11 protein-coding genes are annotated in these 15,539 nt (G+C 72.5%); 4 read left to right on the top strand and 7 right to left on the bottom strand.

Features of this window, described 5'->3' with window-relative positions; all coding sequences use genetic code 11:
- Positions 1-49: 49 nt before the first annotated feature.
- The gene (locus tag ACV530_RS20375; RefSeq protein ID WP_494333984.1) at positions 50-964 is read left to right on the top strand and encodes an NADP-dependent oxidoreductase; all 915 of its coding nucleotides are present in this window, start codon (positions 50-52) and stop codon (positions 962-964) included.
- Here the strand turns inward: ACV530_RS20375 and ACV530_RS20370 are convergent.
- From ACV530_RS20370 to ACV530_RS20355, 4 genes are read right to left on the bottom strand one after another with little or no spacing between them, the layout of a single operon-like run.
- Positions 954-1,688 carry a hypothetical protein gene (locus tag ACV530_RS20370; protein WP_494333983.1) on the bottom strand — a complete coding sequence of 245 codons (735 nt, stop codon included), beginning with the start codon at positions 1,686-1,688 and terminating at the stop codon, positions 954-956. The two genes, ACV530_RS20375 and ACV530_RS20370, sit on opposite strands and share 11 nt — an antisense overlap.
- A gap of 13 nt (positions 1,689-1,701) precedes the next feature.
- A complete protein-coding gene (locus tag ACV530_RS20365; RefSeq protein WP_494333982.1) occupies positions 1,702-4,695 on the bottom strand; it encodes a beta-ketoacyl synthase N-terminal-like domain-containing protein in 2,994 nt (997 codons plus the stop codon).
- Position 4,696: 1 nt separating this feature from the next.
- Positions 4,697-9,358 (bottom strand): MupA/Atu3671 family FMN-dependent luciferase-like monooxygenase, encoded by a 4,662-nt coding sequence (locus tag ACV530_RS20360; RefSeq protein ID WP_494333981.1) that lies wholly within the window; start codon positions 9,356-9,358, stop codon positions 4,697-4,699.
- A 14-nt stretch (positions 9,359-9,372) separates the two neighbouring features.
- Positions 9,373-10,125 carry a TylF/MycF family methyltransferase gene (locus ACV530_RS20355; RefSeq protein ID WP_494333980.1) on the bottom strand — a complete coding sequence of 251 codons (753 nt, stop codon included), beginning with the start codon at positions 10,123-10,125 and terminating at the stop codon, positions 9,373-9,375.
- Positions 10,126-10,336: 211 nt separating this feature from the next.
- Here ACV530_RS20355 and ACV530_RS20350 point away from each other — a divergent pair, with 211 nt between their 5' ends.
- The 3 genes from ACV530_RS20350 to ACV530_RS20340 are packed head-to-tail and all read left to right on the top strand — an operon-like array spanning position 10,337 to position 14,008.
- Positions 10,337-12,025 carry a non-ribosomal peptide synthetase gene (locus tag ACV530_RS20350; RefSeq protein ID WP_494333979.1) on the top strand — a complete coding sequence of 563 codons (1,689 nt, stop codon included), beginning with the start codon at positions 10,337-10,339 and terminating at the stop codon, positions 12,023-12,025.
- Positions 12,022-12,777 (top strand): thioesterase II family protein, encoded by a 756-nt coding sequence (locus ACV530_RS20345; RefSeq protein WP_494333978.1) that lies wholly within the window; start codon positions 12,022-12,024, stop codon positions 12,775-12,777. Before ACV530_RS20350 ends, ACV530_RS20345 begins: the two co-directional genes overlap by 4 nt.
- Positions 12,778-12,805: 28 nt before the next feature.
- A complete protein-coding gene (locus ACV530_RS20340; RefSeq protein ID WP_494333977.1) occupies positions 12,806-14,008 on the top strand; it encodes an MFS transporter in 1,203 nt (400 codons plus the stop codon).
- Here ACV530_RS20340 and ACV530_RS20335 read toward each other — a convergent pair.
- The 3 genes from ACV530_RS20335 to ACV530_RS20325 all read right to left on the bottom strand — a co-directional run bounded on the left by ACV530_RS20335 (position 13,950) and on the right by ACV530_RS20325 (position 15,299).
- Positions 13,950-14,273, bottom strand: a complete 324-nt coding sequence (locus tag ACV530_RS20335) for a putative quinol monooxygenase (protein ID WP_494333976.1) — start codon at positions 14,271-14,273, stop codon at positions 13,950-13,952. The two genes, ACV530_RS20340 and ACV530_RS20335, sit on opposite strands and share 59 nt — an antisense overlap.
- 139 nt (positions 14,274-14,412) lie before the next feature.
- Positions 14,413-15,042, bottom strand: coding sequence for a restriction endonuclease (locus ACV530_RS20330; protein ID WP_494333975.1), 630 nt, complete (start codon positions 15,040-15,042; stop codon positions 14,413-14,415).
- 41 nt (positions 15,043-15,083) lie between these two features.
- Positions 15,084-15,299, bottom strand: coding sequence for a hypothetical protein (locus ACV530_RS20325; RefSeq protein ID WP_494333974.1), 216 nt, complete (start codon positions 15,297-15,299; stop codon positions 15,084-15,086).
- Positions 15,300-15,539 lie beyond the last annotated feature (240 nt).

Genomic DNA, 15,539 nt, shown 5'->3' with positions numbered 1-15,539 from the left:
CAGGATGGCCGCGCACTTCGCTTCCCCGCTCCCCAGGAAAGGTCCACCCATGAAGGCAGCGGCGATCAACTCCTTCGGCGGCCCCGAGGTCGTGGAACTCCTCGACGTCGACACCCCCGAGGCCGGGCCCGGGCAGGTCCGGGTCCGGGTGGAGGCGGCCGGGATCCAGCCCTTCGACACCGCGTTCCGGCGCGGCCAGATGAAGGTTCCGGGCACGGGCGAGACGTTCCCCCAGCTGCTGGGCAACGAATTCGCGGGCGTCGTGGACCAGGTGGGCGCGGGGGTCACGGAATTCGCCGTCGGCGGCGAGGTCCTCGGCTGGTCCGCGCTGTCCTGCCATGCCGAGTACGTCGCCGTGCCCGTCGACCAGATCGTGGCCAGGCCCGCGGCCATGCCCTGGGCGGAGGCCGGGGCGTTCCCGGCCTCCGCCCAGACCGCGCACACCGCCCTCGAGGCCCTCGGAGTCGGCGCGGACGACACGCTCCTCGTGCACGCGGCGGCGGGCGGTGTCGGGACCGTGGCCGTGCAGCTGGCCAGGGCGTACGGCGCCACCGTCATCGGCACCGCGAGCCCGCGCAACCACGACTACCTCCGCGCGCTGGGCGCGATTCCGGTGGCGTACGGCGAAGGGCTCGCGGAACGGGTGCGGGAGCTGGCACCGGGCGGCGTCACGGCGGCGCTCGACGGGGCGGGCGGCGAGGCACTCGACGTGTCGGTCGAACTCGTCGCGGACAAGGGGCGGATCGTGACGATCGTCGACCCCGAGCGCGCCGAGCGGCTGGGCGTGCGCATGCTCCGCAGCCGGCGCTCCACCGCGCGCCTGGCGGATCTGACGGCGCTCTACGAGCAGGGTGCGCTGCGGGTGGAGATCGCCCGGACCTTCCCGCTCGCCCGGGCCGCCGAGGCGCACCGCGAGTCGGAGACGGGACACGTGCGGGGCAAGATCGCGCTCGTCATGCGGTGAGCGCGGCGAGGACCGCCGAGCGCGTCGTACCGTGGCGCAGCAGCTCCGCCCGCTCGCACGGCATCCGCAGTTCCCGCCAGGTGCGGGCGGGGCGGGCGCAGGCGTCGTCCGGTCCCTTCTCCGAGACGATGTGCAGGACGTCGCCCTGAAACGGTGCGCTGTCGCACCGGTGGGCGGCCACCAGGTGACAGAGCCAGTCCATGTGGGAGTCGGCCATCTGCCGGGCGCTCTCGGCGGTCTCCTGCGGGCTGCTGCCCATGGCCTCCAGTGCGGCCACCGCCGCCCGTTCGAGGTCGTCGGCGCGTGCGGCGACCCAGTCGCCGGGCGCGCGGGCGAGGAGCGCGGCGTCGACGTCGTACGGCGGCTGCCCGCCCAGGCGGGCGAGGGCGTCCCGGTGGCCGGCCGTGATGGAGGCCGGGGTGGCGGCCTCGGCGTCGAAGAGGACGACGAGGGGCGGCTCCCCCCGCGCTCCGGCGGTGAGGGCGGCGACCTCGAACGCCAGGGGCGCGGACGCGCAGTAGGCGGCGATGGCGGTGACGCGGCCGTCGCCCGCCGGGGCGTGGGACAGGAGGCGCCCGGCGTAGTCGGCGCCGTCGGTCACCCGCGGCAGCGGGTGCCGGAGCAGCGGGACGACCTGTACGCCGTGGTCCTCCAGCCGGAGGTCGGCGACCCGTGCCTCCTTGCGGTAGCCGGGGTAGTCGAGCGTGAGCAGCAGCGGTTGCATACGAGCGTTCCCTTCACCGGTCGCCTTCGGCCCGTGCGGGCAGCACCCGCAGCTGGGCCGTCATGAGAGCGGACACCCCGTCGAACAGCCGTCCCATGGCCGCCAACTGGTCGTGGGCGAGCCGGGCGGCGGATGTCTTGGACCGCTCCTCGGCTTTCCCGGGCCGCTCCTCGGCCGGTACGGGCACGGCGTACCGGTCGCGCCGGAACGGGCGTCCCGGCAGAGCGACGCGCCTTCCCCGTGCGGCGATCGCGGCCCAGTCCAGGGCGGCGCCGCGGCGGTGGAGCGCGCCCAGGGCGTCGCGTACGGCCGCCTCGCTCCCCGTGTCCCGCACCTGGGTCGCGGCCCACCACGCCCGCTCGGACGCGGCGCGTCCGATGCCGGTCAGGGTGTCGGAGGGGCCCAGCTCCAGGAAGTCCTCGCAGCCGAGCGCCCGGAGCGCGGACAGGGCCCGGTGGAACAGCACGGGTTGCCGGGCCTGGCGCACGAAGTGGTCCGCGTCCAGGACGGTCCCTGCCGCCAGGACGTCTCCCGCCGCCCCGTCGGCGCAGGCGACCGACAGCGGCGAGAAGTCGATCGCCGCGGCGGCTTCGCGCAGTCGGGGCAGCACGGGGTCGATCAGGGCGGAGTGGAATGCCCGGCCGACGCCCAGCATCCGGCACGGCACGCCCTCGGCGGCGAGGATCCGCCGGGCCTCCTCGATACGGTCCTCGGCGCCCGAAACGACGTGGGCGCGTGGCCCGTTGACGGCAGCCTGCTCGACGCCGACGGCCCGGCACACGCGGTGCACGGTGCCGGCGTCCGCGGCGACGGCGAGCATCCGCCCCGGCGGGGTCTCGGCCATGAGCCGGCCCCGGACGATCGTGAACCGCATCCCGTCGGCGAGGGAGAAGGCTCCCGCCGTGCAGAGGGCGGCGATCTCGCCCAGGCTGTGCCCGACCGTGAACGCGGGCTCGATGCCGTACGAGCGCCACAGCCCGGCCTGCGCCATCTGGAGGGCGAACAGGGCGGGTTGGGCCACGGCCGCCGGAAGATTCTCCTGCTGCCGGTGCAGCAGGAGATCGAGCAGGCTGCCCCGCTCCTCCCGGCGGTAGGCCTCCTCGCACGCGTCGAGCGCCTCGCGGACGGCGGGATACCGGGCGTACAGCTCACGGGCCATCCCGGACGCGGCCCTGCCCTGTCCCGAGAACGCGAAGGCGAGCGGACCGCCGCGGGGAGCGCCGGTCTCCTGTGGCGAGCGCAGGAACTGGTCCAGTTCCGCGGCCAGTTCCGCGGTCGTACGGCCGTGCACCAGGATGCGGTGCCCGAGGTGCGGGCGGCCGTGGGCGAGGCTGTACTGCACGTCGGCGGCGGACGTGTCCGGCAGGCCGGCCAGGTGGTCGCGCAGCCGCCCCGCCCAGACGCGGAGCGACTCGGGGTCCCGGGCGCTGACGGGCACCGGCACCGCGTCCGCCTCGGGCGGGGAGGCGGGACGCGGCGGCGCCTCCCCCAGCACCACATGGGCGTTGGTGCCGCCGAAGCCGAGTGCGCTGACGCCCGCGCGCAGCGGCGTGCCGTCCTCGTTCCGCCATGCCCGGGCCTCGGTGGCGAGGCGGAACGGGCTGTCGTGCCACGGGAGTCGGGGGTCGGGGCGGGTGGCGTTGACGGTCGGGACGATCGTCCGGTGCCGCAGCATGAGCACGGTCTTCAGCAGCCCCGCCATCCCCGCGCAGGTGTCGAGGTGGCCCACGCCCGGCTTGACCGACCCGAGGCCGCAGAAACCGGTGCGGCCGTCGGCGGACCGGTACGCCCGGGACAGGGCCTCGAACTCCACCGCGTCGCCCAGGGCGGTGCCCGTCCCGTGGGCCTCCACATGGCCGACGGCATCGGGGGTGATCCCGGCCCGTTCGAGCGCCTGCCGGGCGGCCTCGGTGTGGCCCCGTACGCCGGGGGCGGTGAAACCGGCTTTCGCGTCACCGTCGTTGTTCACCGCGGACCCGAGGATCACGGCATGGATGTCGTCGCCGTCGGCCAGTGCCCGGTCGAGCCGCTTGAGGACGACGGCCGCGACCCCGTTGCCGCCGACGGTGCCGTCGGACGCGGCGTCGAAGGCCCGGCACACTCCGGTGCGGGAGAGGATGGAGTCCGGTTCGTAGGTGTATCCCGCCTCCTGGGGCAGGTGCACGGCGGCGGCCCCGGCGAGGGCGAGGTCGTTCTCCCCTGAGAGCAGGGACTGAACGGCGAGGTGGACGGCCACCAGGCCCGTGGAGCACGCGGTCTGGACGCCGACGGCCGCGCCGGTGAGGCCGAGCCGGTAGGCGACGCGGGTGGCCAGGAAGTCGTACTGGCCGCCGATCAGCGCCTGCATCGGCTGCGCGGCGCCCATGTGCCGGGCGTAGTAGGGCAGTCGCGGGCCGTAGAGGTTCATCCCGCCGCCCGCGTAGACGCCGATACGGCCGTGCCCGGGGCCCGCGTACCCGGCGTGGTCCAGGGCGTGCGCGCAGCACTCCAGGAAGAGCCGGTGGGCCGGGTCGGTGAGCGCGGCCTCGTGCGGGGTCATCCCGAAGGCAGCGGCGTCGAAGCCCTCGACGTCGTCCAGCACCCCGGCCACGGCGCGGTGTCCGGGGCGGCCGGGCTCCGCCGCGAAGGTGCGTACGGCGCAGACGCCCGTGCGCAGATTCTCCCAGAACGCGTCGATGTCCCCGGCCCCGGGAAGGCGGGCCGCCATGCCGACGACCGCGATCCGCCGGTCGTCCGTCGGCTGTTGCTCCGGGGCAGCAGCAGCGGTGGCCTCGCCGTCGGACGCCAGGTGGCGTGCGAGGGCCGCCACGCTCGGGTGCTCGAACAGTACGTGCGGGGCGAGGCCGATGCCCAGGTCGCGCTCGAGGCGGTGCCGGGCCCGGGTCAGGGCGAGGGAGGTGAGTCCCAGGTCGAGGAATGACGTCCGGTGGTCCGGTGTGCTGCCGAGCACCTCCGCGACGGCTTGCTCGATACGCCGGGCGAGGTCCTGTTCGGTGAAGGCCGTCATGTCACAGCCCCCGCTCGGCCGGTTGCCCGGCCGACTGCCCGGCCAGCTTCGCGGCCAGTGCGCGGAGCGTCGGCGCGGCGAAGAACTCGGTGACCGGGATCTTCTGCCCGAACTCCGTACGGACCCGTTCCAGAAGCCGCACCGCCGACAGGGAGTTGCCGCCCACCTCGAAGAAGGACCGGTCCGGCGGGATGTCGTCCCGCCCCAGTTCGAGGGCCCACACCTTGCGCAGGGCGAGCTCGGGTTCTGAGAGTTCGGGGCCGGAGAGTCCTGGTTCTTCGCTGCAAGCTGTCAGCAGCTCGCGGTCGAGTTTGCCGCTGGGCCCGGAGGGGAGCCGGTCGCAGCGGATCCACGTCTGCGGCACCAGGTAATGCGGCAGGGCGGCGGCCAGTTGCTGCCGCAGCGGTGTGCTCCACTCGCTCCCCTGCTCCCCCGTCCCTTGCTCCCCCGTCCCGTCGAGCACGACGTACGCGGCCAGTTCGGTCTCGCCCGCCGCATCGGGCCGGGCGAGGACGGCCGCCTCGCGGACCCCGGGCAGCCCGGCGAGGGCGAACTGGGCCTCGGCGGGCTCCACTCGGTACCCGCGGATCTTCACCTGGTCGTCGGTGCGCCCGTGGTGTTCGAGCGCTCCGTCCGGCCGCAGGCGCACCAGGTCCCCGGAGCGGTAGAAGCGCGCGGGAGAGCCGAGGGGGTCCGCGATGAAGCTCCGCGCCGTGAGCTCGGGCCGGTCGTGGTATCCGTGCGCCACCGCGACGCCGCCGATGAGGAGTTCGCCGACGACTCCGACGGGCACGGGCCGCCCGGTACGGTCCACCACGCGCAGGGTGACGTTGTCGACGGGCGTACCGATGGGCGGTGCCGGTTCGCCTTCCGGGTCCACGCGGTGCGAGGTGACCATGATCGACGTCTCGGTGGGCCCGTACTGGTTGTGGATCGCGAGGCCGGGACGGTCCGCGGCCAGGCGGCGCAACACTGGGGTCAGGGTGAGCTTCTCGCCGCCGATGAGCAACTGCCGCAGTGAGGGCACCTTTCCGAGCTCGTGCGCCAGATGCTGGAGCGGGGTGGGCGGCACGCTCAGGCGCTCGACGGCGTACTTGCGCAGGTGCTCGGCGACAGCGGCTGGGTCGTAGCGGGTCGCGTCGTCGAGGAAGACCAGAGTGGCGCCGGAGGCGAGGGTGGTGAAGATCTCCTGGACGCTGACGTCGAAACCGGGCGAGGCCCACTGTGCCGTGCGCGCCGCTCCGAGCGTGCGCTGCTGCCAGCGCACGAGGTTCACGGGTCCGCGGTGCGGCACGGCCACGGCCTTGGGCCGCCCGGTCGATCCGGAGGTGTAGATGTAGTACGCCGTGTCGTCCGGGTGCACGGTCACGCCCGGTGGGGTGTCCGGTGTGCCGGGGGCGATGTCGTCGAACCACTGGACGGGACATGGGAGTTCCGCCGTCTCGCCGCGGTCCGTGACGACCAGTTCCGCCCCGCTGTCGGCCAGCAGACAGCGGCGGCGCTCGTCGGGCAGCGAGCGGTCGACGGGCACGTAGGCGGCCCCGCACTTGAGCACGGCGAGCACGGCGGCGACGAACTCCGGGCCACGGGGCAGGAGGATACCGACCGTCCCGTGCCGGGCCACGCCCCGTGCCGCGAGCTGATGCGCGAGACGGTTGGCGGCGGCGTCGAGTTCGCCGTACGTCATCGGATCGCCGGCACCGGTCGTCGCGAGGGACTCCGGGGCCGTGCGGGCCTGTTCCTCGACGAGTTCGTGCAGGCAGGCCGGTGCCGCGTCGGTGCGCTCGCCCTGCCATCGGGCCACGGCCCGCTCGTCCCGCCCGGTCAGAGCGGGCAGGCGGGACACGGGGGTTGCGGGGGCGCGTACGGCGTTGCGCAGCAGGTCCTCGACGTACTCCAGCATGCGCAGGACGGTGGTCCCGTCGAGGAGCGCGGCGTCGTACTCGGCGGTGCAGCGGATGCCGTTCTCGCCGGCGGCGAGGTAGAGCGTGAGGTCGAAGGGGGTCTGCTGCCTCGGGACGTCGACGAGTTCGGCCGTCAGGCCGGCGCCGTCCAGGTGCAGGCGCTGCTGCTCCTCGAACTCGACCGCGACCCGGAACAGCGGGTTCTCCCCCGGCACACGGTCCGGGTTGACCGCGTCGACGACCTGGTCGAAGGGGATGTCCACATACTCCAGGGCCTGTGTGATGCGCGTCCTCACGCGCTCGGCGAGCTCGTCGAGGGCGGGGTCGCCCGACAGGTCGAGCCGCAGGGCGACCGTCTCGACGAACATGCCGATCACGTTCTCGGTGCCTGCCGGGCGGTGGGTGACGCCCGTTCCCAGCACCAGGTCGTCCTGCCCGGAGAAGCGGCCCACCACGGAGCCGATCGCGCCGAGGAGCGTCATGAACAGCGTGTGCCCGCGGGCCCGGCCGAAGGCACGGATCTCCTCGGTCAGGGCCGCGTCCAGGTGGTGCACCAGACTGGCCCCCTCGACCTCGACAGCGGCTCCGGCCGCCCGGGGACGGTCCGTGGCCAGGGCGGGCCGCGGGGCGCCGGCCAGCTCGCGCTTCCAGAACTCGAGGCCCTCGGTGAGGTGTCCGGCGTCCACGGCGCCGCCCGACAGCGGCCGGACGGCAGGGCGTTGCCCGGGTTCGCCCGCATAGCAGGCGGCGAGGTCGTCGAGGAGGATCCGGGTCGAGAGGGCGTCGAAGACGATGTGGTGGGCCACGAGGTGGAGCAGATGGCGGTCGTCACCGAGCGTGCCGATCCAGGCGCGGAACAGGGGGCCGGTGGCGAGGTCGAAGTCGAACCGGTCGGCGGTGTCGCGGAGTTCCAGGAGGGCCTCGTCGACCGTGCGGCCGGTGAGGTCGACGACGGGGCAGTCGGCCGGCACCGACGGCAGCGTGACCTGCTCGAGGGCGCCGTCGTTCTCGCGGAAGACCGTGCGGAGTTGGGGGTGCCGTTCGACGACGCGCCGCAGTGCCCCTTGCAGGGCGCCGGTGTCGAGCGGGCCTTGGAGGAGGACGGCCTTGGGCTCGTAGTAGGTGTGCCGGCCGGGATACATCCGGTCCAGGAGCCACATCCTGCGCTGGAGGGGCGTCGCGGGCACCACGGCCGGTGCCGCGACCGGCGCCCCGGGCGTGGCATACGCCCGGCGGAGGGCGTCCAGCTCCGGGAGGGCGGCGAGCATCAGGGCGGGGTCCACGCCGAAGTCGATGAAGCAGCCGATCTCGTTCGCGCCCGCCTCGAGCAGGGAGTCGAGCACGGGACGGACGCTGTCGGCGCTGCCGATCAGGGCGCGCGTCGCGCGGTAGCGGTCGTACGCCTGGTCAAGGACGAACGCCAGGTCCTCCGCCCCGACTTGGTCCACGTCGACGTCGATGCCCAGGCTGTTGGCGACGTTGCTGAAGAGGCCGAGCGAGGAGGCCAGGTAGTCGCAGAAAGGCTTACGGGCCTCCTGTGACGCGACAGCGGCATCGCTGCCGAGATAGGTGTGCACGAGCACGACGACACGACCGCCCTCGGGAGGAAGGCCGTGCAGGGCGCGGGTGCGGCGGTAAAGGGCGATGTTGTCCCGCAGGTCCTCGACGGACTGGGTCATGAGATTGGTGACGATTCCCAGACCGGCCCTGGCGGCCTTTTCGTAACTCTCCGGATTGGACAGCACGGCGGTGAAGACCGGAGGAGCGTCCTGGACGGGACGCGGGTGCAGCGCCACCTCCACCCGGTCGCCGCTTCCCGAGGTGGCGGGCACGGACTCGCCCGACCACAACCTCCGGAAGACATCGAGGTGTTCGTACATGACGTCCCGCTGGCGCCCGTAGTGCTGCGGCGCGAGGACGAAGTCGTTGGAGTGCCATCCGCTGGCGAAACTCAGGCCGACCCGGCCGCCCGAGAGATTGTCGACGACCGACCATTCCTCGGCGACGCGAATGGGATGGTGCAGCGGGAGTACCACGGATCCGGCGTTGAGACGGATCCGCGAGGTACAGGAGGCCAGAGAGGCCGCGAGTACGGAGGGATTGGGAAAGAGGGCGCCGAAGGAGTGGAAGTGCCGTTCGGGAAGCCAGACGGCGTGGAATCCCTTCTCGTCGGCGAACTTCGCGGCCTCGAGAAGATGGCCGTAGTTGTCGGCCGCGTTCCCGTGCGGATAGTCGCCGAAGAAGTAGAGGCTGAAGTCCGGGGTCCGGCTGCGCTGCGGATCCCCCCAGCCGCGCGGCAGCGCCACGTCCCCGACGACCGGGGCGGGCGCGGTCGCGGTCGCAGTCGCGGTCCGGGTGACTCCTCCTCCCAGCACCCGCAGCTGCTCGGTGGCGAGTTCCGAGAAACGGGTCATCATGTCCTCGGCCAGCCGCAGTTGGCTGCTGAGCACGGAGAGAACCGACTCGTCCGCGCCGGTCGGCGGCAACACCGGCACGGGCGCGGGCTCGGAGGGCCCGGGGTCCGGCTCCCTCCGCGCGGACACCGCGTCGGCGAGCTTGCCCGGCGTATCCGTCTCCGTCATCAGGGACTTGACGGTCACCTGTATGCCCAGGCGTGTCCGCAGGTTCTTGGCCAGGCCCATGAGCGCCAGGGAGTCCGCGCCGGAGGCGACGAAGGTCTTCCCGGGGTCGAGCCGGTCCGTCCCGATGCCGAGCGACTCCGCCACAACCGCCAGCACCCGGCCCGCGTTTACCGACACTGCACGCTCCCCGCTCATCCGCGGCGCCGCCAGAAGGCACCGAGTCCGTCGATGTCCTCGATGGGGTCGTCGACTCCGGACTTCTCCCGCCAGTCGTGGACGGCTTCCCGGCACACCGGAATGTGATAGTCGTCGACGATCACAAAGCCGCCGGGCGACAGCTTGGGATAGAGATGGACGAGAGTGTCCATGGTCGATTCGTAAAGGTCGCTGTCGAGCCGTAATAGGGCGAGCTGCTCGACCGGCGCGGTCGGCAGCGTGTCCTTGAACCAGCCGGGCAGAAAGACCACTTGTTCGTCCAGGAGCCCGTACTTCTCGAAGTTCGCGCGTACGGTCGCCTGGTCGGTGGCCATGAAATGGTTGTAGCGGTCACTCGCGAGTTCGCGGTCCCCCTCGTGCGCCGAGGCGTCCGAGGGCGGCATTCCCTGGAAGGAATCCGCCACCCAGACCCGCCTGTTCCCGACCCCGTGCGCCTTGAGGACGGCGCGCATGAAAATGCATGTACCACCGCGCCAGACACCGGTCTCGATGAAGTCGCCCGGAACATCGTCCTTCAGGACTGTTTCGACGCAGCTCTCCACATTGTCGAGCCGGCGCTGCCCGACCATGGTGTGCGCAATGCTGGGCCAGTCGACTCCCAGGCGGCGGTTGAGTTCGTCGTATTGGCCCGCCGGTGCCCAGCTCGCCGGAATGGGGGCGTCTTCGTAAATGGTGTTGGTCAGGACCTTCTTCATGAGGTCCAGGTACAGCTGCGCAGTTGTGGGCACAACAACCGTCCTGTGAGAGGGGCGAGTTATCGGAGCCTGTTGCGAGTGTTACCACGTTGAAGGCCCTTATCTTGTGTGGCGAGTGTGACAGGTGTCAAGATGCGCAAGATTCCATGAAGCATGCGCAGCGCATGCAGCACCACTTGCCAAGAATGTCCAAAGGGAACCTTGAGACGTACAGGCGGCCGAAATGTCCTGTCGCATTGCGGAGTTGATCACCTTTCAGGCACAGCACCGTCCGGATGCCCCCGCGCTCGTCGCTCCGGACGGACAGCTCACCCATGCCGAGCTCGACCACCGTGCGTCCGCTCTCGGAGGACGCCTCGCCCGCGAGGGTGTACGACCCGGCGACGTCGTGATCGTGCAGGCGCCCCGTGGACTCGCGCTGGGAATCGCCGTGTTGGGGGTGTTCAAGGCGGGTGGCGTGCTCTGCACCGTGGACCCCCGCTACCCCGGGGAACGCATCCGCCACATCTGGCGGCGCAGCGGAGCGCGCTTCGCCCTGACGACGGCCGATCAGCCAGAACCAGTGGCCGGATTACGGGTGTTGAAGCTCGACGACGTCTATAAGGAAGACGCGGCTCCCCTCCCCGCCCCCGGCGGCGAGGACCCCGCGTACATGGTATTCACCTCCGGCTCCACCGGCGGGCCCAAGGCGATCACGGTGCCGCACCGCTGCCTGGACAACGTCGTCACCTGGACCCTCGCGAGCACGTCGCCCGGCCCCCTGCGCACGCTGATGTTCGCTCCCCTGGGGTTCGACGTCCTCCTCCAGGAGGTGTTCACCGCCTGGGGCAGCGGCGGCTGTCTGTACATGCCGTCCGACGACGAACGCCGGAACCTGGAGCGCGTCCTCGAACTGATCGCCTCATGGCGCATCGAGCGCCTCTTCCTGTCGCCCGTGGCCCTGGCCCGGCTGGCCGATCTGGCCGGCGAGTTCGGCACCTACCCCGAGGATCTGCGGGAGGTCGCCGTCGCCGGTGAGGCGCTGCGCATCACGCCCCGCGTCCGGGAGTTCTTCCGGCGGCTGCCGCGGTGCAGACTGCACAACCACTACGGTCCCGCCGAGACCCATGTCGCGGTGGCGCACACCCTGTCGGGACCGCCGGAGGACTGGCCGGACCGCCCTCCCATCGGCCGGACCATCCCCGGGCTCGAGGCCCATGTGCGCGCACCGGAGGGTGAACTGTGGCTGTCGGGCGTGGGGCTCGCTCTCGGGTACGCCCACGAGCCGCAGCTCACGGCGGAACGGTTCCCCGTCGTGGACACGGACGGCCGCCGGACCCGGATGTACCGCACCGGCGATCTGGTGGCGCAACGCGCGGACGGCCTCCTGGAGTTCATGGGCCGCCTCGACGACCAGGTCAAGATCCGCGGCTATCGCGTCGAGCCCGCCGAGGTCGAGGCCGAGCTCGCCCGGCACCCCGCCGTGCGCGAGTGCGCCGTGGTGCCGTGGGCCCCCGCGGACGGCGACGGGCTGCGCCTCGTGGCCCACGTCGTCACCGAGGCACCGGCGACGGAGCTCAGGGCCCATCTGGCGGGCAGATTGCCCGAGTTCATGGTGCCGCACCACTTCATCGCCGCGAAGGCTCTGCCGCTCTCGCCCAACGGGAAGATCGACCGCCGGCGTCTGGCGGGCCCGGCCCTCGCGCCGCCTCCCGACAACCACGGGGGCGACGTGGCACAGGGCGTCGCCGCGATCTGGTCGGAAGTGCTGGGCGTCGGCGGCATCGCGGCCGACCAGCACCTCATGGATCTCGGCGGCACCTCCCTGTCCGCCGCCGTCATCGTCACACGGCTCCATGCGCGGTTCCGGGTCCGGATCGGCATCGAGGAGCTCCTGCAGGAACCGACCGTCGGCGCCGTCGCCGCGCTGATCGCCGAAAGGGCGGCATCGTGACCCTCTCCCGCAGCCGCTCCTCCTGGCTCCGCGCCTTCCACCCGGCACCGGACTCGGCCCGCCGTCTGATCTGCTTCCCGCACGCCGGGGCGTCCGCCGGGTACTTCTACCCGCTGTCGGAGGTGCTCGCCCCCACGGTGCCGGTGCTGGGCGTGCAGTACCCGGGACGGCAGGACCGGTCCGCGGAACCGGCGGCCCAGGACCTGGGCGTCCTCGCCGAGGCGGTCGCCGCCCTCCTCCGCCAGGACGCGCCCTGCGTCCTCTTCGGCCACAGCATGGGAGCGCTGCTCGCCTTCGAGACCGCCCGGCGCCTGGAACAGGACCACGGCGTCCCGCCCGCCGGACTCATCGTCTCGGGCATGCAGGCCCCGTCCCGGCGCCACCCGCTCACCGGGGCGGGCGACGACGAGGCCATCCTCGCCGAGCTCCTCGAACTCGAGGGGACCGACCCCTCGATCCTCCGGAACGAGGAGCTGCGCGACATGATCCTGACGGTCCTGCGCAACGACTACCGGTCGGTCGAGAGCTACCGGCCCGACGCCGTACTGTCCTGCCCCGTCACGGCCTTCACGGGACGGGCCGACCACCTGGTCGACCCCGAGGACGTACGCCGCTGGGCCGATCACACGTCGTCGGCCTTCTCCCTGCGGACCTTCCCCGGCGGCCACTTCTACCTGAACGGCTTCCCACCCGAGGTGACGAACGCCGTCCGCACCGAGACACTCCGGGCACTCCGCACACGTCGCGCCTGAACGTCCTGTCCCCGAAAGGAACATGACCATGTCCACACGGCTCCTGCTCATGGCCGCCGGGGCGTTCTTCATCGGAACCGATGTGTTCGTCATCGCCGGGCTGCTCCCGGAGATCGCGGACTCCCTCGGGGTCTCCATGGCGGTGGCGGGGCAGCTCATGACCGCCTTCTCCGTCGCCTACGCCGTCCTCGGCCCCCTGCTGTCGGGCCCCCTCGCCCGCTGGTCACCGGCCAGGGCACTGGCCGCCGCGCTCGGCACCGTGGCGCTGGGCAACCTGGTGTGCGCGGAGGCGCATTCGCCGGCGGTCGCCCTCGCCGGGCGGGTCCTGGTCGCCGCCGGGGCCTGCCAGTTCACCCCGCGCGCCGTGTCCCTCGCGGCGTCCCTCGCCCCCCGGGAACGGCAGGGCCGGGCACTGGCCGTGGTCACCACCGGCCTGGTGGCGGGCTCGGTGGCTGGCGTCCCGGCCGGCACCTGGGCAGGCTCCGCCGTCGGCTGGCGGACCGCCCTCGTGGTACTGGCCCTCGGGACCGTGGCCGTCGCCGCCGGACTCGCCGCGGGCCTGCGCCAAGTCGCCTCCGCGGAACGGCTCGGCAGCGCGCGCGAACGCGTCGCCGCCCTCCGCGGACCGCTGATCGGCACCGTCCTGCTCATCACCGTCCTGGCCGTGACCGCCGAGTACACCGTCCTCACCTACGCCGGTGCCGTGTTCGCCGGGGCCACCGGCGGAGACGGCAAGCTGCTCGCGGGCCTGCTGTTCGCCTTCGGCGTCGGAGGCCTCGCCGGCAACGGCATCGCCGGGGCGTACATGGACCGCCCAGCCGGCCGCCACCTCGTCCTCGTCTCCGTCACCGGCATGGCCCTCGTCTTCCTCGCCTGCCCGGTGCTCGGCACGTCCTACGCGGGTGCGGTGGTCTGCATGGCGCTGTGGGGTGTCGTGGGCTGGATGTACGCGGCACCGCAGCAGCACCGCCTGCTGCGCCTGGCCGGTCCCGCCGGGTCGCTGGCGGTGTCCATGAACAGCTCCGTCATCTACGTCGGAGGCGCGCTCGGCGGCGCGGCCGGGGGCCTGCTGCTCCCCCACGTGCCGGACCGGTGGCTCACCCTGCCGGCCGCGGCCGTCTGTGCCCTGGCCGTCGCCGCCGAGCTCCTCTTCCGCCGCGCGGCCCCGCCGGCTAGCGCGGAGACAGCTCCGCCATCGCCGACCAACCGGTGCCGGGAACCTCGACGTTGATGATCTCCGGCGTGGCCGCGATCACGTCGGGCATCCACGCCATGGCCGTCTTGAAGTGCTCCGAATTCACATGCACCGCTCCGGCATCGGCATCCGCGAACGCCTCCAGCAGCACGAACATGTTCGGGTCGTCCACGCTGCGGGACCAGTCGTAGAAGAGGTTGCCGGGCTCGTTCCGGGTGGCCCGGGTGAAGTCCTCGACGAGGTCCAGCCACTCGTCACTGCGCTCGGGGCGGACCGTGAACCGTACAGCGATGAAGATCATGGCTTGCTCCTGCCTGCGTCCTGGATACGGCCCGCTCACCGGGCCGCATCCATCGTGTCCGCCCCGCCCCCGGGCACGCGAACGCAACCGCTCCCGATTCCGGCTCCGCCGGAAAGCGCGCCGATAAGGGCCCCAGTCGTCACCCTCCGCCGCCCCGCAGACGTATGACCTCGTGCAGCGCGAGCCCTTCCGCGGCCCAGCGCCGCAGCCGCTCCCGGTCCACCCAGTGCACTCCGTGGCGGTCGCCCCAGCCCCGGGCGTCGCGGGTGAAACCCCCGTTCGTGACCACCACCGCATGATCCGCGCCGTGGACGGGACCGGCGGTGCCGTTCACCTCGTACATCACCGACGAGCCCACCTTGCCGCCCACCGTCGTGTGCTTGCACTGGATCACCGTCCGGCCGCGCAGCCGGTCCTCGCCTATGACGTCCGCCGCCTGGTCGCCCCGCTGTCCCACGTGCCGGGCCGCGAGGCCGTCGCGCAGCAGCAAGTCCCGTACCGCCAGCTCGAATTCGTGGTCCGACATCGCGTCCAGCTCGGCCAGGCCGTAACGGAGCCGGTCGGCGCGGGCAGCCCTGTCCCTCGTACGAACGCGCCCGTACTGCCACGCCACCACCCCGCCCACCGCCGCGAGCACGGCAAGCGCCACCCACAACGGCCACACCCGCAGCGCAAACCGCCCGGCCGCCCGCGCCATCTCGACGCCCGACAGCAGCAGAACGACCACGACGACCGCGGCGGCGGCCCGCTCGGGCCTGTCGCGCGGCATCCGAGGCCGCGGGAGCGCGCGCACCCGCATCCGCACCCGCATCACCGCCCCGCCGTCGCGGACAGCGACGGCTTCACTGACGGCGACGGGACCGTGTCACCGCTCGCGGAACCGTCGTTCCCCTTGGCCCACAGCCACAGCATGACCGCGATGACGGCCACGATGACCCACCCGCTGGCCTGCCTGCGCCGCCGCGTGGGGTTACGCCTGATGTGCGCGCGAACCTTGTGATACCCCTCCGGAACCTGATCGCCCATGTGCCCTCCCCCTTCTCCCGACTCGGTCCGTGCAAAGAGAAGTAGCAGGCCCCACTGACAATCCCGACCGGGCCTCCAACGCGCCGTGCAACGCAGGAGGTTGAAGGTGACCCCAGCATGCTGACGTGACACGTGTGCAGCGGAAGTTGTCCGGAATCCCCTTCCCCATGTACGGATTTCACCTGCGTGCCAAGGCCGTACGCAAAGAAGGGACCCCGGCCACCGGGCCGGAGTCCCTTC

The sequence above is a fragment of the Streptomyces sp. SX-6 genome, assembly GCF_059089585.1.
The sequence above is the reverse complement of the archived record's forward strand: the minus strand, read 5'-3'. Positions and strand labels throughout refer to the sequence as shown.

Coding starts and splice junctions, on each gene's coding strand:
- ACV530_RS20375 (WP_494333984.1), top strand. CDS start 50: ATGAAGGCAGCGGCGATCAACTCCTTCGGCGGCCCCGAGGTCGTGGAA.
- ACV530_RS20370 (WP_494333983.1), bottom strand. CDS start 1,688: ATGCAACCGCTGCTGCTCACGCTCGACTACCCCGGCTACCGCAAGGAG.
- ACV530_RS20365 (WP_494333982.1), bottom strand. CDS start 4,695: ATGACGGCCTTCACCGAACAGGACCTCGCCCGGCGTATCGAGCAAGCC.
- ACV530_RS20340 (WP_494333977.1), top strand. CDS start 12,806: ATGTCCACACGGCTCCTGCTCATGGCCGCCGGGGCGTTCTTCATCGGA.
- ACV530_RS20335 (WP_494333976.1), bottom strand. CDS start 14,273: ATGATCTTCATCGCTGTACGGTTCACGGTCCGCCCCGAGCGCAGTGAC.
- ACV530_RS20330 (WP_494333975.1), bottom strand. CDS start 15,042: ATGCCGCGCGACAGGCCCGAGCGGGCCGCCGCCGCGGTCGTCGTGGTC.
- ACV530_RS20325 (WP_494333974.1), bottom strand. CDS start 15,299: ATGGGCGATCAGGTTCCGGAGGGGTATCACAAGGTTCGCGCGCACATC.